We start from the raw sequence: 19,129 nt of genomic DNA, 5'->3' as shown, positions 1-19,129 counted from the left end.
AGAATCTCCCGCCGTCGCTCAATTCTACCAGCGTAAGGTCAGCGCATGAGAAGGAATAGAGGAGATATACAAAGGTATGTTGACCATGGCTCCAACAGCCTCTCGCCGATTCTGGCGGCAATCGCGGCGCGTCTGGCCGAAGCCCGCATCAGCGTGAATGCGGTTTCGCCTTGCATCACGATCACCTCTTCGTGCCGGCGGACCGAGCCAACGAGGCGATGGCTGTTTTGCAAGAGATGGCCAAAGGCAAGTAGGATAGGTAGAGCGAAGCGACACCATCAAGCTCCATCCGCACAACAAGGGCGCGATGGGTTTCGCTTCGCTCTACCCATCCTCCCGGTCACCTCAATCGGCGACCGCCACCGCTTCGATCTCGATCAGCCACTCCGGCGCGGCCAGCGCGGAGACGCCAACGAGCGTAGAGGCCGGCGGCTCCATGCCTTCGAAAAAAGCGGAGCGGGCCTTGCCGATGATGGGGCGCAGCTCCGGCTTGTAGTTCACGACGAAGGTCGTGATCTTGACGATGTTGGCGTAGCTCGCCCCCGCCGCTTTCAGCGCGTGGCCGAGATTCTGCATCACCTGCGTCGTCTGCGCGGCAATATCGCCCTCGCCGACGATCCGCCCCTCCTCGTCCACCGACACCTGGCCGGAGATGTAGATGGTGCGTGCACCGGAAGCGGTAACGACGTGCGAGTAGGCGGGATTGTGATGCAGGCCGCTGGGGCGGAGATGATCGAGCTTGGGCATGGTGCTGGCCTCCCGAAGTTTATGGTTGGGAGGAGCCTAGCCGGAGAGGACGCCGAGGACCAGCCCAGTCGTTGCGAGGAGCTGTTGCGACGAAGCAACGCAGACTGCCAACGTGGAAATAGTCTGGTTGCTTCGCTGCGCTCGCGATGACACGGAGGAGACCACGCCCTCAATTGCAGGGCTTGCTGTCCTTCACGTCGAACTTGCCCATCGCGCCCGAAATCACGAAATCGTTGTAGTCGAGCACGAGCTGGCGCGAGACGCCGTTTTCGTAGAGCTCGAACGCCATCGCGTAGACCGGCGTCTGCTCGCCTTCCTTCTGCTGGGCGTCGCGGTCGAAATAACTGACGGTGACGGGCCAGCGCTTCAGCGATTTCATATGCTCGTCGGTGGTCGACGGATCGGACGAGGTGGCACGGTCGGCGGGGATCGGCTGGCCAATCACGGTCAGCGTGTTGTAGACCTTCTGGCCGTCGTCGGAGCCGTCATAGACGGAGAGCTCGAGCAGCGACTTGCCCTCTTTGGCGGCGGCGATGATGCGCTGGATCTGCTCGGTCGGGAATACGATCTTGCCGTCGAGGGTGAATGTCTTCGGCGCCGGCAGCTTCAGCTTGACGTTGATGTGGTCGCCGTCGCGCTCGGCCGAGCCGTCGACGCGGCCGGCATCCGCCTCGTTCATGCGCGTCTCGATCTTGAAGTGGTAGCTTTTTCCGGCGGCGTCCTCCCAGGAATTGGAGCGGAGGTCGCTCAGCGTGACCTTGCCCTCGCCGCTGTCGAGCTCGGAGACCTGGCGGAATTCGGAGGTGTAGCCCTCGCAAGCGTTGCCCGTGAAATTGTAGAGGATGCGGCCGCGCGCGCTGTTGACCGAATTGGAGCGCGATTTCACGAGGCTGAGGTCATAAAGCGCCTGGTGCGCGAGGAACGGACCGTTGGCGGCCTGGGCGCCACCGCCAAAGCCGACAATGGTCGCCGCGAGCGCCATTATACCGAGCGAAGTCCGGAAAAGGTGCACCATCTCTGTTCCTTGAGGACGCGTCCTTGGGGAAGCGCAGATTCGACATTTTAATGACCGTTCCATTGCGTCGCAACTGAGGCCGTTTCACGTAAAGTTGCCCCGCCCGCGTTGAACCTCCTCCCCCTGCCTCAACAAAATACATCCCCTCCGGTTGCTTGCATGTGGCGGCACGATGGGCGAAACAGGGCGCGCCCGGCCTCCCACAGACGTGCCGGGGACGAATGGAATCCTGGACATCGAGGTCGAGACATGGCGGGCACGGTCGAGCAGAAACTGGCGGAACAGGGCATCAAGCTGCACGAGGCCCCGACCCCCGTTGCCAATTACGTGCCGTTCGTGCGCACCGGCAATTTGCTGTTCGTCTCCGGCCAGGTCTGCTTCGACCCGGCCGGCAAGCTGATCGCCAAGGGCAAGCTGGGTGCCGGCGTCTCGATCGAAGACGGCGCTGCGGCCGCTCGCGGCTGCGCGGTGAACCTGCTAGCCCAGGTCAAGGCGGCCCTCGGCGATCTCGACAAGGTCGTGCGCGTGGTTCGCCTCGGCGGCTTCATCAACTCGGCCCCTGACTTCCTGGACGGGCCCAAGGTGCTGAACGGCGCCTCCGACCTGATGGTCGCGGCCTTCGGTGACAAGGGCCGCCATGCCCGCACCACCGTCGGGGTCGCCTCGCTGCCCGCGGACGCCGCGGTCGAGGTCGATGGCGTGTTCGAGGTCGCCTGACGCGAATGCGCGCTCCGGATTGGCTGATAGCCCGGCCGGTCGCCCATCGCGGCCTGCATGACATTTCACGTGGCATCGTGGAAAACATGCCGGGCGCGGTGCAGGCCGCCATCGCAGGCAATTTTTCGATCGAGGTCGATATTCAGCTCTCCGCCGACGGCGAGGCCATGGTGCATCACGACCATGCGCTCGGCCGCCTCACCGAAGCGACCGGAGAGGTGATCGGCAAGACCGCGGCCGAGCTGAAAGCCGTCAAGTTCAAGGACACGCCGGAGCAGATGATGTCGCTCGGCGACCTCTGCGCCTTGGTCGCCGGCAGGGTACCGCTGGTGATCGAGGTGAAGAGCCATTTTGGCGGCGACCGCAAGCTGGTGAAGCGGATGGCCGAAGTGCTGGCGTCCTATGACGGTCCCGCCGTCGGTATGTCCTTCGATCCTGACCAGGTGCTGGCGCTGCGCGAGCTGCTGCCTTCCCGTCCGCGCGGCATCGTCGCGCAGCGGACCTATGAGGACGAGTACTGGGCCAGGCTCACGCAGGAGCAGCGCGACAGCATGCTGTACCTGCGCCACGGCTTCCAGACCCAGCCCCACTTCGTCGCGTTCAGAGTCGACGATCTCCCCGCCCCCGCCCCTTGGCTTGCTCGCAACCTGTTCGGCTGCGCCCTCCTCGGCTGGACCGTGCGCACGCCGGAGCAGCGGACGCGGGTCGGGCGGTATGCGGACCAGATGATCTTTGAAGGGTTTGTGCCGTAGGGGCACGGCACCTCTCGTGTCCCGGACAAGCCGCGACGCCATTAGCGTTGCGGCGCAGAGCCGGGACCTTCTTGCCGCGAACGCGCTGCCCGTGGGCCTGCTCTGCAAGCGCACCGCTGGAAGAGCGCTGCGCTGCGTCGGGCACGTGAGCGCGTTCCCGACCTCTTGAAGTCGCTGCTGCAATGCACGATCTTGGGCATGATGGCATCATCGGAAATCACGCTCGAGGCCCTGCCTTCGATTGGCGAAGTGACACCGGAGGATTGGGACGCCTGCGCCAATCCCGGCAAAGCTTGTAATGGGCATGGCAAGGGAACCTCGTCCGGTTTTCCAGGCGATTCCGCCGGCCCCTTAAGCTCGGCTTATAACCCGTTCGTCTCACACGCATTTCTCTCCGCCGTTGAGAAATCGGGTTCGGCGACGATCCGCACCGGCTGGGGACCGCGGCATCTCGTGGCCAAGCTCGACGGCCGCGTCGCGGGAATCGTGCCCTGTTATCTGAAATCGCACTCGCAGGGCGAATACGTCTTCGACCGCGGCTGGGCGGATGCCTATGAGCGTGCCGGCGGGCGGTACTATCCGAAGCTCCAGGTTTCGGTTCCCTTCACCCCGGCAACGGGGCCGCGCCTGCTGGTCCGCGACGGTGTCGACCGCGAGCGAACCACCGAGGCCTTGGCGAGCGGGCTGGTGGCGCTGTGCGGGGTCAGCAAGGCCTCTTCGGTGCACGTCACCTTCGCGCGCGAGGCCGAGTGGAAGCTGCTCGCCAGGCACGGCTTCCTTCAGCGTACCGATCAGCAGTTCCACTGGCACAATGAGGGGTTTGCGAGTTTCGACGACTTCCTGGCGACGCTGAACTCGCGCCACCGCAAGTCGATCAAGCGCGAGCGACGCGATGCGCTCGCCGCCGGCATCACCATCCACTGGCTGACGGGCAAGGACATCACCGAGGATGCCTGGGACGCATTTTTCGAATTCTACATGGAGACCGGGTCGCGCAAATGGGGTCGGCCATATCTGACGCGCGAGTTCTTCTCGCTGATCGGCGAGACCATGAGCGAGGACGTGCTGCTGGTGATGGCCCGCCGCAACAATCGCTGGATCGCGGGCGCGATCAACTTCATCGGCTCGGACACGCTGTTCGGCCGCAACTGGGGCGCGGTCGAGCATCACCCGTTCCTGCATTTCGAGGTCTGCTACTATCAGGCGATTGATTTCGCCATCAAGCGCGGCCTCCGGCACGTCGAGGCGGGCGCGCAGGGCGAGCACAAGATCGCACGCGGCTACCTGCCGACGACGACCTATTCCGCGCACTTCATTGCCGACCCGGGCCTGCGGCGCGCCATCGACGACTACCTCAAGCGCGAGCGCGCTTACGTTGCGGAAGCCGGACGTGAGCTCGCCGATCTCGGCCCGTTCCGCAAAGGGGCCGACGAGGCGTCTTGACGGTTTGCCGTGGCTGGTGACAGTAAGCGCAAAATCTCGAGGACCCGCCTATGACCGCCTACGACACCAACAACATCTTCGCAAAGATCCTGCGCGGCGAGCTGCCCAGCTACAAGGTGTACGAGGACGAGCACGTTTTCGCCTTCCTCGACATCATGCCGCGCGTGCCAGGCCATACGCTGGTGATCCCGAAGGCCCCTGCCCGCAACATCCTCGACATCAATCCTGACGACTTCGCCCATGTCGCCCGCGGCGCGCACAAGATCGCGGCGGCTGCGATGAAGGCATTCAAGGCCGACGGCATCACCGTGCAGCAGTTCAACGAGCCCGCCGGCGGACAGGTGGTGTTTCACTTGCACATGCACGTGATGCCGCGCCACGACGGCGTCGCGATGCTGCCGCCCGCGAGCCGCAAGGAAGATGCCAAGGTGCTGGAAGAGCACGCAGCCAAGCTGATCGCGGCGCTGCAGGCGGGATAGGTCTTTCTGTCATTCCGGGGCGCGCGCAGCGCGAGCCCGGAATCCATTTCACCACCGTCTCTGCCGCCTGATGGATTCCGGGTTCGCGCCAAGAGGCGCGCCGGAATGACGGAGGAGAGACTTCACTCCGTTTCGAAATCGCCCTTCTGCGGCGCGGCCAACGGCGTGAACTCGCAGCGGTCCGGCTTGATGTCGATCAGTGGCGTGTTGTCGAGGCAGTCGAGCCCGCGCACCAGGATCGCATTGCCCTCGATGCCGACCAGCTTGACGACCGAGGTGCCGATCGGATTGGGCCTCACCGGCGAGCGCAGCGAAAACGTGCCGCGGGTCTTCTCGTTGTTCTTCGGGCTTTGCAGGATGATGTCGCGGCGCGACTTGTCGAGCCAGTACAGCACTTCGAGATTGCTGTAGAAGTCGACGCCCTTGATCGCCGGCACGAACGGCTCGAAGATCTCAAGCCGGCAGACCGGGCCATCATGCCGCCCTTGCCGCGGCGTCTCCAGCCGCGACGTCCAGGGGGTGCGGATGCGCCCGATGAAGACGAGACCGGCATCTTGCGTCGGTGGCAGCTCGATGGCGACCTCGCCCTCGCGGAGCTCCTGTTCGCGAACCATATGTCCTGTTCCTTGCTGTTCGCCCGCGGTTTTAGCCCAAGCCCCGCTTGCCGGCCAGCAAGAAGACTTCGCCCCCGAGGGGGCGACCTGCATAACGTGCGATGCGACGATTGCGAGCAAGGAATCACGCGCGCGGGGCTGCTCGCGGCTTTGTCGCGCGCCGGCATCACGAGTCCTACCCGCTCACGCCGCGATTCTTCAGCACGAAGCAGGCCCCGCCCGCCTTACGGATGCGGTTGCACAGATCATCCGCCTCGCTGCGCGTGTCGGCGCCGATGCGCACTTGATAGAAGGCGCGCGTGCCGCGGCTGCGCATCACGGAAGACAGCAAGCTCGGATCGCGATCACCGATCACGGTGCTCAGTCGCGTGACCGCACGGGAATACATCGCCAGCGCCCTATTGCGGTCGAAGCCAGCGGCGAGCTGTACGCCCCAGACCTTTGCGGCGGCAAGCTCGACATGCTGCTCGAGTTCGGCCACGAACGGATTAGGAGCGCGCTTGAGCAACGCCATGAGATCGCGGCAGCTCGTCGGCGGCGCGCTCGGCGGGCCGTTTCCGGTCGCGCCGGCCTTGGCCCACGTCTCCACCGTCGCACCCGTAATGGCGAGAACGTAATTGCGGGTCTGCTCCGGCATTGAACCGGTGCCGGCGAGCCATTCCTGCACCCGCCGCGGGCCGGCGTTGTAGGCGGCAGCCGCGAGGCCGAGATTGCCGAACTGGTTGCGCAGCTCGTTGAGGAATTCGGCCGACTTGGGCAGCGCCTGCACCGGATTGAAAGGATCAAGCAGCCCGCGCTCGCCGGCGGTGCCTGGCATGAACTGTGCGATGCCCTGCGCGCGTTCGCCGTTGCGGGTCACCGGTCCCACGGCGTCGGACTGGAAGCGGCTCTCCTGCCAGATCACGCGGGCGAAGAACTCCAGCGGCAGATTGGCCTCGCGGGCGGCCGCCTCGATGATCAGGCAGAGCGACTCCCGCGTGTCGCTCTCGCGGGCATCTTTCGGTTTCTCCGGCGGTTTCGCGGGTTCCTGCGCATTCGGTGACACGACGGGCGCAGGCGCCTCCTCCGCCAGCGCCGGCGACAGCACGAGGATCTGACACAGGACAGCGATGATCCGAGCTATTCGCATGGCATTGACGCTATGGGACAATTCAGACCTTGACTTGGAACCCCCGCCCTCTAGCAACCAGCAGCAATATCAATGCAGGTCGCACCCTGATGGTGACAATCTTTTTCGATCTCGACGGCACGCTGACCAACCCGAAGCCCGGGATCACCCGCTCGATCCAATACGCACTGGAGCGGCTCGGCGTTCCGGCACCGAGCGAGGACGAACTGACCTGGTGCATCGGCCCACCGCTGCATGCCAGCCTCAAGAAGCTCACCGGGACCGACGAACTCGCTGACCGCGCGCTCCTGCTCTATCGCGAGCGCTTCAGCGACATCGGCCTGTTCGAGAATGAGGCTTACAGCGGAATTACGGACACATTGTCGAGGCTCGCAGCGACACGTCAGCGCATGTTCGTGGCAACCAGCAAGCCTGCCGTCTACGCCACGCGCATCGTCGATCATTTCGGCCTGAAACCCTATTTCGAGCGCGTGTTCGGCTCCGAGCTCGACGGCACGCGCGTCGACAAGCGCGACCTGCTCCGCTACGCGCTCGACGAAGTCAGGGTTGATCCGCAGCACGCGGTCATGATCGGCGATCGCAGCCATGACGTGGTCGGCGCCCGCGCCAACGGCATGACCGCCATCGGCGTGCTCTACGGCTACGGCAGCGAGGCCGAGCTGCGCGACGCCGGCGCGCATCACATCTGCGCCGCGCATCCCGAGCTGCTCCGCCACTGCGTGACCTAGCCGATCAGGCGCGGACGGTCTCCACCGCCGCCAGCATGCCCGTCTTCGGATGACAGTTCAGATATTCGAAGAACTGCTCGTCGGCGGCGGCCACCGTGACCTCGTGATAGAGGCGCAGCTCGGCTGACGGCCCGAGCGTCGACAGATATTTCATCGCCGCACCGAAAATCTTGACGTGGGTCGGATGCGACTCCGCCCAGCGTTCGAGCGCAGCGAGACTCTTCCACCAGCTCTGGCCATAGGACTTTTCGCTGACGCTGCCATCAGCCGCGAGCATCCGCATGTAGCGATTGGCGTAACAGCCGATGCCAAGGCCGTCGTCACGCAGGAAATCCATGCCCTGGCGCAGCACCGGCTCGACGTCGTCGAGATAGAGCTTGCGCTCGAACGTCTCGGTATCGCTCCAGTCCTGCCCAGAGCGGATCAGGCAGAGATTGTCGTGCGCCACGACGCGCAGGCGCGCGCCAGCGCGGATCAGCTCCGGTGCGCCGCCTGGCGTCATCGCATCCGTTTGGGACAGCGGAATGCGATCACGCATGCCGCCCCAATAAGCGTGCTCCTGCACCTCGCCGCTCATGCCACCGGCGATTGCGGCGACACCTTCGGGCCGGTCAGGCGAGGAGAACAGCGTCTCGTGCCGCGCCACAATGGGTCGCAGCACCTCGATGAAGGTGCCGATATTGTCTCGCTGACTTCCGGTCCAGGCCTCTCGCGCAGGTGCGAACCAGGCATCGAAGCGTGCGACGTCGTCCCAATAAGCGACGGAGACAACGTTCTCATGGCCGAACTGGTCGACATATTGCGCGCGGTCCCAATGTGACGGACCGTTCTCCGCAGCGAAGAGCCCCGCGATTTCTTTCAATGCGTCCGTCGCCGCCGGTGCCACACCGCGATACTGGACACCGAGATAGGCCATCACGACGCGGTTCACGGCTGGCTTGTAGCGCGCCACGAACGACGGATATGGCGGCTGATAGTCGTCCGGCACGCGCTTGTGGCGCGTGCGCTGGGTTTCGAGATGCAGAGGAATTGCGGATTCCATGATCATGCTTTCCCGTGGTCCCGGCGATCAGCTCGCCGCGGCGGCGATGTCCGTGGGCTCGACCATATCGACCGGCAGCGCAAACTGCTCGACCCGCTTGTACGGCTTGTTGTTGAGCAGGAGCCGCGTCACGTCGGGCCGTGAATAATGCCCGGCGGGATCGGCGGCGTTCTTCGCAACACCGATGGCGCCGAGGTCGATCTCGGCAATCAGGAGACCCTCCTGGTCCGGCGCCAGCTTCTCGCCGATCTGGCTGCCGTCGGGGCCATAGATCGCGGCAAAGCCGCCGCCGGCGTGCAGTAGAGCATGCTTGTCGGGCCGGTCGCAAAGCTCGTCGATCATTCCTTGCGACACCGTGGCGCAAGGCGCGAGCACGAAGCAGGAGCCTTCCACCGCGTAAACGCGCGAAGCCGCATTGTTGACCTCGGCGCCGAGCGCCGGCGCGAAGGGATCGTAGAGCGAGAAGCTCGGCCAGGCCGCGACATGCACCTGCTCGTTCTGGGCATACATCGCGTATTTCGACAGCGGCTGGAGATGCTCCCAGCAGCACAGTGCGCCGAGGCGGCCGATGTCGGCTCTCGCATGCACGGCAAGGTCGCTGCCGTCGCCCTCGCCATAGACGGTTCGCTCTGCATGGGTCGGCCGCAGCTTGCGGCGCTTTGCGATGGTCTCGCCGTCGGGCCCGATCAGCCATTGCGCCAGATAGAGGCTGCCGCCGTCGCGCTCGGACAGGCCGATCACGGCGGTGAGCTTTGCCTTGCGCACGGCCTCGCGCAACTTTTCAGCCTGCGGGCTGTCATAGGACAGGGAATTGTCGAAATAGCGCTGCACGAAGCCGCGGCCGATCGCCCAGGCCGGCGAGTCCATCCAGATGTGCCAGGGGTAACCGGGGATGAACGCCTCAGGAAAGGCGATCAGCTTGGCGCCCTTTTCCGCGGCCTCCCTGATCAACGCGATCGACTTATCGATCGCGGCCTCGAGGTCGAGCCAGGCTGGCGCCGCCTGCACCACTGCTACCTTGTATTTCGGATGTTCGATGCCCATTCCCGCCTCCATCGCCGGTTGATCGGAAGCCACGTCCGATGCAGTCTATTTGGCCAAGCCGGACGGCCGGGCGCTCGACCAGGGCGGAACAAAAACTCGACTGCACGCGCCCGCCAACCGGTACGGGATTTGCCTCCGGGCAGGCTGGATCCGCCAACAGGCGATTTTTGCAGGTGTGAAAGGGAGGCTCCTCAGATGCCAATCCAGTTCACGACGGACGGCAGCCCCGGCTACCGGCGGCTGGCCCTCTGGCAGGATATTGTCTGCGACGTCTTCGTCGGGCTCGATTGCAAGTCGGACCTCGGTAGCGCCTTTCACGGCTCGGTCACGCAGGCTTCGCTCGGCAAAGCCGCATGCTCGGAGGTCTGCTCGGACCGCCAGCACGTCTTCCGCACGCCCTCGCGCATCGCGCGCTCCGATCAGGATTTCGTCCTGGTCGCGCTCGGCAATCGCGGGGACGGCGGCGTGGTGCAGGATGGCCGCGAGACCGTGATCCATCCCGGCGAGTTCGCGCTGTATGACACCACGCGGCCCTATGAGCTGAAGTTCAACGACAGCTTCACGCAGACTATCTTCAAGGTGCCGCGTGAGATGCTGCAGCGCCGGCTCGGCGGCACCGAGGCACTGACCGCGATTGCGTTCGGCGCCGATGTGCCGCTCGAACGGCTCGCCTATGATTTCATTGTCAGGCTCTGCCAGAGCGCGGACCGACTGGCTCCGAACAACGCGGTCGCGCTGTCGGAGCAGGCGGTCGATCTCCTTGCGATGGCGCTCGGCGAACGGCTCGGCAAGACGTCGCTGCCGTCCTCGACCCATCGCTCCGCCCTGCTCTACCGGCTAAAGGCGCACATCCGCGCGCATCTTGCTGATCCCGACCTCTCGCTCGCGGAGGTCGCGGCCGCGCTCGGCATCTCACCGCGCTATGTCAACGATCTCCTAGGCGACGAGGACACCTCGTTCCAGCGCCATGTCCTCGCCGAACGCCTCGCCCAATGCAGGCGCGACCTCGCCTCGCCCGTGCTCGCCCATCGCCACATTAGCGAGATCGCCTTCGCCTGGGGCTTCAACGACCTCTCGCATTTCGGCCGCGTCTTCCGCGACCATTTCGGCATGTCGCCGCGCGACTTCCGGCAGAGCCAGTCGCGACACTGACAGTCCAGTCAGCGATCACCTCGAGCCTTCGCTTCGAGCGAAGGCAGCGCTCGCCAATTCCAAATTGTCTTGCCTGCTGACCTGCCTCAAGCTGGCATGCATGAGGACTGACGCCACCATAAGCGCAACGGAGCTGTTGCTTCGTGTGATCGCCATCCGGCTCGCGCTGCTCGTCCTGGTAGGCTGGGGCTTGACGCTCCTGCCGCGGCAGGCGGATGATTACCAGCCCACCTGCTTCTCCTCATCCGCAACGACGATCGAAATCCAGCCCCAGGCGAAAGCGATCGATCCGCGCGTTGCCGACGCGGCATTCGCTGACATGCTGCGGCACGACTAGGCATTGCCAAGCAATGCCGGTATGTGAGCATGTCGTAGGAGACGGCGTCTGCTTGGATTGCGCGCTGTCGGGCTCTCGTGAAAGCGCTCCCGACTCCTTTCTTTTCATGGTGGAAGCCCGGCTCCCGGCAGGGGAACTGTCCGTGTCCTGACGGGTTGCTGTCGATCCGGCAACTTCCTTCGGAGATAAATCACGGCTCGAATCAACCGCGCCTCCATCATGTCGTCCGCCCCGATCGAGCATGCCGACGGCCTGCCGCAGCCGCAGCGCAACCAGGCGGTGCTGACCATTGCGCTTGGCATCATCATGGCGGTGGTCGACAGCGCCATCGCCAATGTGGCGCTGCCGACGATCGCGGCCGACCTCGATGCGAGCCCGGCCTTCTCGATCTGGATCGTCAACGGTTACCAGCTCGCGATCACGATCTCGCTGCTGCCGCTGGCTTCGCTCGGCGAGATCGTCGGCTATCGCCGCGTCTATCTGGTCGGGCTCGCACTGTTCACGCTCGCATCCGCGTTGTGCGCGCTGGCACACACGCTGCCGCTCCTGACAATCGCGCGCATCATCCAGGGCTTTGGCGCGGCCGGAATCATGAGCGTCAACGCGGCGCTGGTGCGCTTCACCTATCCGCGCAGCCAGCTCGGCCGCGGCATCGGGCTCAACGCGCTCGTGGTCGCCTTCTCGGCCGCGGTTGGCCCGACGCTCGCCGCCGGGATTCTCGCGATCGGAAGCTGGCCCTGGCTGTTCGCCATCAACGTCCCGCTCGGTGCGGTGACATTGCTGATCGGCTTGCGCAGCCTGCCGCACACCAAGCCCGCAAGCCGTTCCTTCGATTGGCAGAGCGCAGGGCTCTCCGCGATCACGTTCGGCGTCGGCATCGCCGCCGTCGACAGCGTCGGTCATGGCGAGGCGGCGGTCACCTGCCTCGTGCAGTTCGCCATCGCCATCGTCGCCGGCGCGCTGCTGATCTATCGCGAAACCCACATGGCCTCGCCGCTCTTGCCGATCGATCTGTTGCGCATTCCGGTGTTCGCGCTGTCGATTGCGACCTCGATTGCATCGTTCTGCGGACAGATGCTGGCCTTCGTCGCGATCCCGTTTTATCTGCAGAGCCGCTTCGGCTATTCCGCCGTGCACATGGGCCTCTTGATCACGCCCTGGCCGATCGCGGTGGCTTTCGCCGCGCCCCTCGCTGGCCGCCTTGTCGAGCATTATCCGGCCGGCCTGCTCGGTGGTATCGGGCTCACGCTGTTCGCCTGCGGCCTCGGCGCGCTCGCCTTGCTGCCTGCAACGCCCGCGCCATTCGACGTGATCTGGCGCATGGCGCTGGCCGGCGCCGGCTTCGGCCTGTTCCAGACCCCCAACAACCGCACTATGATCGCGGCCGCCCCGCGCGAGCGCGCCGGCGGCGCCAGCGGCATGCTGGGAACGGCCCGCCTGCTCGGCCAGACCACCGGCGCGGCACTGGTGGCGCTGTTGCTCGGCCGCTATCCGGTCGAAGGAACCCGGCTGGCGCTGCTCGCCGGTGTCGGCTTTGCACTCTGCGGCGCGGTGCTGAGCATGCTGCGGCTGTCGCCCGCGGGCGCGCGCGGCGCCGAGCACGTTCGCGTGCAGGACGACCAGCGCCTGCGGGGTGAATGACGCCGCTACGATGGTGCGAGCAACAAAAAGGCCGGCTTTTCAGCCGGCCTTTTCAACTCATCGCGTGCAAATCAGACTTTGACCAGTGGCCCTTTCGAGGTCGGCCCCTTGGAGCCGCCGGGACCGCCCGGCTTGGACTTGCCTGGCGGACGCTTGCGGGCGCCGGGCAGCTTCTCCTGCTTCGGCGTGACCGGGCCCTCGACGAACTCGAAGCCGATCTTCTCCTTGGTCTCGTCGGCCTCGTCCTTGACGAGAACGACACGAACATGGCCGCCGCCCTTGAGCTTGCCGAACAGCACCTCGTCCGCCAGCGGCTTCTTGATGTGCTCCTGGATCACGCGGGCCATGGGACGTGCACCCATCTGCTCGTCGTAACCGTGCTGGACCAGCCAGGTCTTGGCCGGCTCGGACAGCTCGATGGTGACGTCGCGATCGCCAAGCTGCGCCTCGAGCTGAAGCACGAACTTCTCGACGACGGTGCCGATCACCTCGACGCTGAGATGGCTGAACGAGACGATGGCATCGAGGCGGTTGCGGAATTCCGGCGCGAACTGCCGATTGATCGCCTCGTGGTCGTCGCCTTCCCGCTTCGAACGGGTGAAGCCGAACGCCTGCTTGGCGAGATCCGCCGCGCCCGCATTCGTGGTCATGATCAGGATCACGTTGCGGAAGTTGACCTGCTTGCCGTTGTGGTCGGTGAGCCGGCCGTGATCCATGATCTGGAGCAGCACGTTGTAGAGATCCGGATGCGCCTTCTCGATCTCGTCCAGCAGCACCACACAATGCGGATGCTGGTCGACGCCGTCGGTGAGCAGGCCGCCCTGGTCAAAGCCGACATAGCCGGGAGGCGCGCCGATCAGGCGCGACACGGTGTGCCGCTCCATGTACTCCGACATGTCGAAGCGCAGCAGCTCGACGCCGAGCGTCGCCGCGAGCTGCTTTGCGACCTCGGTCTTGCCGACGCCGGTCGGACCCGAGAACAGGTAGCAGCCGATCGGCTTCTCCGGCTCGCGCAGGCCGGCGCGCGCCAGCTTGATCGAAGCGGCGAGCGACTCGATTGCCCTGTCCTGGCCGAACACGGTGCGCTTCAAGGTCTGCTCGAGATGCTTGAGCACCTCGGCATCGTCCTTCGACACGCTCTTCGGAGGAATCCGCGCCATCGAGGCGATCGTGGTCTCGATCTCCTTGATGCCGATGGTCTTCTTGCGCTTGTTCTCGGAGACCAGCATCTGCGCCGCACCGGATTCGTCGATCACGTCGATCGCCTTGTCCGGCAGCTTGCGGTCGTGGATGTAGCGCGAGGAGAGCTGGACGGCAGCCTCGATCGCCTCGTTGGTGTATTTCAGCCGGTGGTAGTCCTCGAAGTACGGCTTGAGGCCCTTGAGGATCGCGATCGCATCCTCGACCGTCGGCTCGTTGATGTCGATCTTCTGGAAGCGCCGCACCAGCGCACGGTCCTTCTCGAAGTGCTGACGGTATTCCTTGTAGGTGGTCGAGCCCATGCAGCGGATGGTGCCTGAGGCCAGCGCCGGCTTGAGCAGGTTCGATGCGTCCATCGCCCCGCCCGACGTCGCACCCGCACCGATCACGGTGTGGATCTCGTCGATGAACAGGATCGCGTTGGGGTGCGCCTCGAGCTCCTTCAGCACCTGCTTCAGGCGCTCTTCGAAGTCGCCGCGATAGCGGGTGCCGGCGAGCAGCGTGCCCATATCGAGCGAGAACACCGTCGCGGCCGCCAGCACCTCCGGCACCTCGCTGTCGACGATGCGCTTGGCGAGGCCTTCCGCGATCGCGGTCTTGCCGACGCCGGCTTCGCCGACGAACAGCGGGTTGTTCTTCTGCCGGCGGCACAGCACCTGGATCGCGCGGTTGATCTCGGAATTGCGTCCGATCACCGGGTCGATCTTGCCGTCGCGCGCCTTCTTGTTGAGGTTGACGCAATAGGTCTCGAGCGCCTCGCCCTTCTTCTTGGCGTCCTCGTTGCCCTTGGCCTCGGTCTCCTCGTCGACGCCGCGCACGGGCCGTGCTTCGGAGACGCCCGGCCGCTTGGCGATGCCGTGGCTGATGTAGTTGACCGCGTCATAGCGCGTCATGTCCTGCTCCTGCAGGAAATACGCGGCATGGCTCTCGCGCTCGGCGAAGATTGCGATCAGCACGTTGGCGCCGGTCACCTCTTCGCGACCGGACGACTGCACGTGGATCACCGCGCGCTGGATCACGCGCTGGAAGCCGGCGGTCGGCTTGGCGTCGTCGGCGCCATCCGTCACCAGGTTCTCGAATTCGGTCTCAAGATAGTTGACGAGACTCGTGCGGAGCTTGTCGAGATCGACGCTACAGGCGCGCATGACCGCAGCTGCATCGGAGTCGTCGATCAAAGAGAGCAAGAGATGCTCGAGCGTCGCGTATTGGTGATGACGCTCATTGGCGATCGCCAGCGCACGATGCAGGGATTGTTCAAGGCTTTGGGAAAAAGTCGGCATTCGCGTCCTCTATGGCCCCCACCATCATGATCGTCATCGCCCGGTCAGGCAACAACAACCTTTCTCACATATAGTTATACAAGATCGCGGCGAAAGACCGGTTCCGCGACTCAGGCGGCTGCACACAAGACCGGCCTTTTTTGATGCAAGACCCGTTCCGATTTGGGCGGGATCGGCGCCGGCAACAGAATTCCGTAGTTTTGCCGGCTGCAACGGAAGTCGCGCGCGGACCTCGCGCGACGATCACACCGCCACTACGCAAGAGCCGGCTTTCAAACGCGCCGTGAGGCGTCTTACTTCTTTTCCATCACGCATTGCAGCGGATGCTGGTGCTTGCGGGCGAAATCCATCACCTGCGTCACCTTGGTCTCGGCTATCTCGTAGGTGAACACGCCGCACTCGCCGATGCCGTGATGATGGACGTGCAGCATGATCTTGGTCGCAGCCTCGACGTCCTTCTGGAAGAATTTCTCCAGTACATGGACGACGAATTCCATCGGCGTGTAGTCGTCGTTGAGGATCAACACACGATACAGGTTCGGCCGTTTGGTTTTCGGCTTGACCTTGGTAATGACCGATGTGTTCGGCCCGGAAGGGCCGCCCGAACGGTTTTCGTCGTTGCTCATCCGGGGAGCGGAAGCGGCGGTGACCGCTGGCAGGTCGAGTCTGGAAGTCAATTGCGGCATGGCACAGGCGTTCAAATTCCCCAGGGAAGCGAATGACGGTCTGCGGCGCAGCTCAGTACCTCGGAGCCTCGCACAAGCGCGCCGCCTTTCCGGATCGCCGCTTCCGAGCGGTCCGGTCCGAACCGGATCGTTCGCTAGCAATATGGCCCTGCCCCCGGCTCGCCGCAAGCGTGCAAAGGTTCGGCCGATGCGGCCGCGGCGGTCCCGATTCCCGGCCCGGCGATCCAAACCAAGGTTAATCAATCCGGATCGATTTGACAAAAATTTCCACTGTGACTGTTTGGACCTGTTGACCAGGAACCCGGCTGTTAGCGCAATTGCGACGGTTTCGACCGGATATCTCCGGCTTTTTACGGTCCCATTTACCTACCCTTCAAGGGCGTGGCGCGAAATCGGGCAAACCACAGATTTCGGGGGTCGTCATGCTTCACCTGCCCGTTGTCCGCCGCATTGGTCGACAGCTCGCCAGCTTCAAGAAGGCCGAGCAAGGCAATATCGCGGTGATCTTCGCCATCGCGCTCGTCCCAGTGCTGACCTTCGTCGGTGCCGCGATCGATTATAGCCGGGCCACCCGCGCGCGATCGTCAATGCAGGCCGCCCTGGATTCGACCGCGCTGATGCTGTCGAGGGACCTGACAGCCGGTACCATCTCCCAGTCCCAGATCAGCCAGAAGGCGGCAGACTATTTCAAGGGCCTGTTCGCCGGCAGCGAAGCCGCGGACACGGCAGCAAAGACAAGGGTTCAGCTAACGGCAACCTACACTGCGGCGACCACAAGCGCGGCAGCGAAGATCCTTCTGGAAGGCTCCAGTTACATCGATTCCATATTCATGCAGATCGCCGGCTATCCGACGCTCGGCTTCAATACCACGTCGACCGCAACCTGGGGCAACGCGAAGATGCGCGTGGCGCTCGCGCTCGACAACACGGGGTCGATGGCTCAGAACGGAAAAATGACGGCATTGAGGAATGCAGTGGCCGGAAGCGGCGGCCTAATCGACCAGCTCAGCGCGCTCAGCAAGAGCGATGGCGACGTCTACATTTCACTCGTTCCCTTTGCCAAAACCGTCAATGTCGGAGCAAGCAATTACGGCCAGAGCTGGATTGACTGGACGGACTGGCTCAATCCGCCCACCGCACAGCCTGCGAACGTGCCCGGGAATTACCAGGCGAGTCTTCCGATCAATTGGCATGCAGTGGGACCGGGCGCGCGCTGCCCCTGGTCAAACAACAGCGGCGGCTTCTACTGCACGAGTGGATCGGCGAACAACAGCTCGAAATACACGGTCAGTGGCGTCAACGTTGTTCCCCCGAGCGGCTACATCTGCCCGGGCGTCGACGCCAATTCCCACACCATGTACAACGGCTGCTGGGAGAGCAAGTCTGCGGGCAATGGAACGTTCTGCTCCGGCAGCTCAAGCTGCAGCTGCCCGCTTGATGCCTACGGCAACAGCGTCTCCGGTTGCAGTTGCAGCGGCAGCGGCAACGGCAAGTCGTGCACCGGCCAGCTCTATACCCACGACTGGACACAGCCCGGGCCGAACGACCTCACCCACAATTTGAACCAGCCGCGGGTGAGCGCCGTCGTCGGCTTCGCCAACAACAAATGGACTGCCAGCAACCCGACCCCCACCGTTCAGAACAATTGGCAGCAGGCATCCACCAACCCAATCAACACATGGACGGGCTGTATCGCTGATCGCACGCAGCCCAACGACGCAACCGGTACGTCCCCTTCGTCGTCCAACACCGCAACGCTGTTCCCGGCCAACCAATATTTCGAAAACAGCACCGCCTATTGCAGCGACAGCTCCTCGCCCCAGCTCAAGCCGATCATACCGCTCACCTACAATTGGAGCGCATTGAAGACGGCGGTCAACGCCATGCAACCCACCGGCGGCACAAATCAGGCTGTCGGCCTGGCTTGGGCCTGGCAATCTCTGCTGCAGGGCAATCCCCTGAACGCGCCCGCAGAGACTGGAACCGTCAACACCACTTACAATCGGGTGATCATCCTGTTGTCTGACGGTCTCAATACCGAGGACCGCTGGCCGGCATATGGCAACGGCAGCAATCAGACCACCACCTACGGCAACAGCACCTTCCCGGGCTCGATTGACGCCCGACAGCAAGTCCTGTGCGACAACCTGCACAACGCCAAGGATTCCAATGGCGCATCGATGTACACGATTTACGCGATCCAGGTGAACACCAGCGGCGACCCGACCTCGGCGATCCTGAAATATTGCGCGAGCAGCCCGGACAAGTTCTATGAGATCAAGAGCTCGACCGAGATCGCGACCATTTTCAATACGATCGGAACCGCGCTGAGCAAGCTGCGCCTGGCGAGGTGATCAACGTTTCCCACCGGCAAAAAAAAGCCCGGCTGATCAGCCGGGCTTTTCGATTCCAAGACGTCCCGGAAAGCTCAGTTCGCAGCCGGGGTGAACTTCGACACGATGGTCTCGACCGGCTTGAACGCCTGCTTGGCGAGGTCGCTGTAGAGGCCGGCGATCTTCTGCGTTTCCGCAACGAAGGTCTCGTAGGCGGAACGGGCGAAATCGGTCTGCGCTTCCATCGCCTTGTCCAGCGACTTCACGCCGGAGAGCTTTTCGACGAAGGACTTGGTGTCTTCGAACGACTTCTTGGTGTAGTCGCCATAAGCGCTCGCGATCGCCTGAAGGCCGTGCTGCACCGAGGTCGCGGAGGCGACGCACTGCTCGAACTGCTCTTTCCCGTAGTTCTGAAAGTCTTCAACCTTGAACATGTCGGAATCCTTTTCCCTGGCTCTCGTCGGGAAGCCCCGGCTCCCTGACTTTGCCTACAATTAGTGCAGCGCACAAAAAAGTCAAGAATATTGTGCGCCGCACAAAAGCAGATTCAAATCGCGGAGATTCCCGGGGTTTTCCGCAAGGGTTCCTTAAGCTTTTGGAAACCGCGGCCCCCTACCCTGATTCCCTGGACGTGTTCACTTTCGCAGGCGGCCAAAGCCGTTTGAGAACATCACCTTAGCCAGAACAGCGGCTCAGGTCCAAACGTCCCCCGCGGTGAACATCAGCGGAGGGACAGCCTGAGCAGGTAATGATCCCGGGTCGATTCGGCACAATTTCGCCTCACGAGCCG

The 19,129-nt window shown here is 63.8% G+C and carries 18 protein-coding genes and 1 pseudogene; 10 read left to right on the top strand and 9 right to left on the bottom strand.

Annotation, left to right across the window (positions count from 1 at the left end; translation table 11 throughout):
- Positions 1-111: 111 nt before the first annotated feature.
- Positions 112-254: pseudogene (locus IVA87_RS16500) on the top strand (ACT domain-containing protein); the annotation flags it as partial.
- A gap of 91 nt (positions 255-345) precedes the next feature.
- On the opposite strand, the gene IVA87_RS16495 reads toward IVA87_RS16500, so the two are convergent.
- Both IVA87_RS16495 and IVA87_RS16490 read right to left on the bottom strand, forming a co-directional pair.
- Positions 346-747: a RidA family protein gene (locus tag IVA87_RS16495; protein WP_247300752.1), complete on the bottom strand. Its 402-nt coding sequence runs from the start codon at positions 745-747 to the stop codon at positions 346-348.
- A gap of 169 nt (positions 748-916) precedes the next feature.
- Complete coding sequence (locus tag IVA87_RS16490; RefSeq protein ID WP_247300751.1) at positions 917-1,762, bottom strand: cell envelope integrity EipB family protein; 846 nt, start codon at positions 1,760-1,762, stop codon at positions 917-919.
- A 249-nt stretch (positions 1,763-2,011) separates the two neighbouring features.
- Here IVA87_RS16490 and IVA87_RS16485 point away from each other — a divergent pair, with 249 nt between their 5' ends.
- The 4 genes from IVA87_RS16485 (at position 2,012) to IVA87_RS16470 (ending at position 5,153) form a co-directional block, all read left to right on the top strand.
- On the top strand, positions 2,012-2,479 hold the full coding sequence (locus IVA87_RS16485) for a RidA family protein (RefSeq protein ID WP_018321130.1): 468 nt from the start codon (positions 2,012-2,014) through the stop codon (positions 2,477-2,479).
- A 5-nt stretch (positions 2,480-2,484) separates the two neighbouring features.
- Positions 2,485-3,231, top strand: coding sequence for a glycerophosphodiester phosphodiesterase (locus IVA87_RS16480; RefSeq protein WP_247334240.1), 747 nt, complete (start codon positions 2,485-2,487; stop codon positions 3,229-3,231).
- Between the two features lie 201 nt (positions 3,232-3,432).
- Positions 3,433-4,674: a GNAT family N-acetyltransferase gene (locus IVA87_RS16475; RefSeq protein ID WP_247334263.1), complete on the top strand. Its 1,242-nt coding sequence runs from the start codon at positions 3,433-3,435 to the stop codon at positions 4,672-4,674.
- Between the two features lie 50 nt (positions 4,675-4,724).
- Complete coding sequence (locus IVA87_RS16470) at positions 4,725-5,153, top strand: HIT domain-containing protein (protein ID WP_247300749.1); 429 nt, start codon at positions 4,725-4,727, stop codon at positions 5,151-5,153.
- 122 nt (positions 5,154-5,275) lie between these two features.
- Here IVA87_RS16470 and tsaA read toward each other — a convergent pair whose 3' ends face one another.
- Together tsaA and IVA87_RS16460 are read right to left on the bottom strand one after the other, a co-directional pair.
- Positions 5,276-5,767: a tRNA (N6-threonylcarbamoyladenosine(37)-N6)-methyltransferase TrmO gene (gene tsaA / locus IVA87_RS16465; protein WP_247334238.1), complete on the bottom strand. Its 492-nt coding sequence runs from the start codon at positions 5,765-5,767 to the stop codon at positions 5,276-5,278.
- A 175-nt stretch (positions 5,768-5,942) separates the two neighbouring features.
- A complete protein-coding gene (locus IVA87_RS16460; RefSeq protein WP_247300747.1) occupies positions 5,943-6,896 on the bottom strand; it encodes a lytic transglycosylase domain-containing protein in 954 nt (317 codons plus the stop codon).
- 89 nt (positions 6,897-6,985) lie between these two features.
- Between IVA87_RS16460 and IVA87_RS16455 the strand changes: the two genes are divergently transcribed.
- Complete coding sequence (locus tag IVA87_RS16455; RefSeq protein WP_247300746.1) at positions 6,986-7,624, top strand: HAD family hydrolase; 639 nt, start codon at positions 6,986-6,988, stop codon at positions 7,622-7,624.
- 4 nt (positions 7,625-7,628) lie between these two features.
- Here IVA87_RS16455 and IVA87_RS16450 read toward each other — a convergent pair whose 3' ends face one another.
- Entirely contained in the window at positions 7,629-8,666 is a 1,038-nt protein-coding gene (locus tag IVA87_RS16450) for a phenylacetaldoxime dehydratase family protein (protein WP_247334236.1), read from the bottom strand.
- A gap of 27 nt (positions 8,667-8,693) precedes the next feature.
- A complete protein-coding gene (locus IVA87_RS16445; RefSeq protein WP_247300744.1) occupies positions 8,694-9,710 on the bottom strand; it encodes a carbon-nitrogen hydrolase family protein in 1,017 nt (338 codons plus the stop codon).
- 195 nt (positions 9,711-9,905) lie between these two features.
- On the opposite strand from IVA87_RS16445, the gene IVA87_RS16440 reads away from it, so the two are divergent.
- The 3 genes from IVA87_RS16440 (at position 9,906) to IVA87_RS16430 (ending at position 12,840) form a co-directional block, all read left to right on the top strand.
- Positions 9,906-10,862, top strand: a complete 957-nt coding sequence (locus IVA87_RS16440; RefSeq protein ID WP_247300743.1) for a helix-turn-helix domain-containing protein — start codon at positions 9,906-9,908, stop codon at positions 10,860-10,862.
- Positions 10,863-11,007: 145 nt separating this feature from the next.
- Positions 11,008-11,199, top strand: coding sequence for a hypothetical protein (locus tag IVA87_RS16435; RefSeq protein WP_247300742.1), 192 nt, complete (start codon positions 11,008-11,010; stop codon positions 11,197-11,199).
- Between the two features lie 219 nt (positions 11,200-11,418).
- Positions 11,419-12,840, top strand: coding sequence for an MFS transporter (locus tag IVA87_RS16430; protein ID WP_247300741.1), 1,422 nt, complete (start codon positions 11,419-11,421; stop codon positions 12,838-12,840).
- Positions 12,841-12,911: 71 nt separating this feature from the next.
- Here the strand turns inward: IVA87_RS16430 and clpA are convergent, their stop codons facing one another.
- Complete coding sequence (gene clpA / locus IVA87_RS16425; RefSeq protein ID WP_247275761.1) at positions 12,912-15,320, bottom strand: ATP-dependent Clp protease ATP-binding subunit ClpA; 2,409 nt, start codon at positions 15,318-15,320, stop codon at positions 12,912-12,914.
- Between the two features lie 293 nt (positions 15,321-15,613).
- The gene (gene clpS, locus IVA87_RS16420; RefSeq protein WP_164934959.1) at positions 15,614-15,946 is read right to left on the bottom strand and encodes an ATP-dependent Clp protease adapter ClpS; all 333 of its coding nucleotides are present in this window, start codon (positions 15,944-15,946) and stop codon (positions 15,614-15,616) included.
- Positions 15,947-16,428: 482 nt separating this feature from the next.
- Between clpS and IVA87_RS16415 the strand changes: the two genes are divergently transcribed.
- Positions 16,429-18,360: a pilus assembly protein gene (locus IVA87_RS16415; RefSeq protein WP_247334234.1), complete on the top strand. Its 1,932-nt coding sequence runs from the start codon at positions 16,429-16,431 to the stop codon at positions 18,358-18,360.
- 74 nt (positions 18,361-18,434) lie between these two features.
- On the opposite strand, the gene IVA87_RS16410 is transcribed toward IVA87_RS16415, so the two are convergent.
- Positions 18,435-18,773 (bottom strand): phasin family protein, encoded by a 339-nt coding sequence (locus IVA87_RS16410; RefSeq protein ID WP_247334232.1) that lies wholly within the window; start codon positions 18,771-18,773, stop codon positions 18,435-18,437.
- Positions 18,774-19,129 lie beyond the last annotated feature (356 nt).

Source organism: Bradyrhizobium sp. 147, from assembly GCF_023073935.1.
In the GTDB taxonomy this organism is placed as follows: Bacteria; Pseudomonadota; Alphaproteobacteria; order Rhizobiales; family Xanthobacteraceae; genus Bradyrhizobium.
The sequence above is the reverse complement of the archived record's forward strand: the minus strand, read 5'-3'. Positions and strand labels throughout refer to the sequence as shown.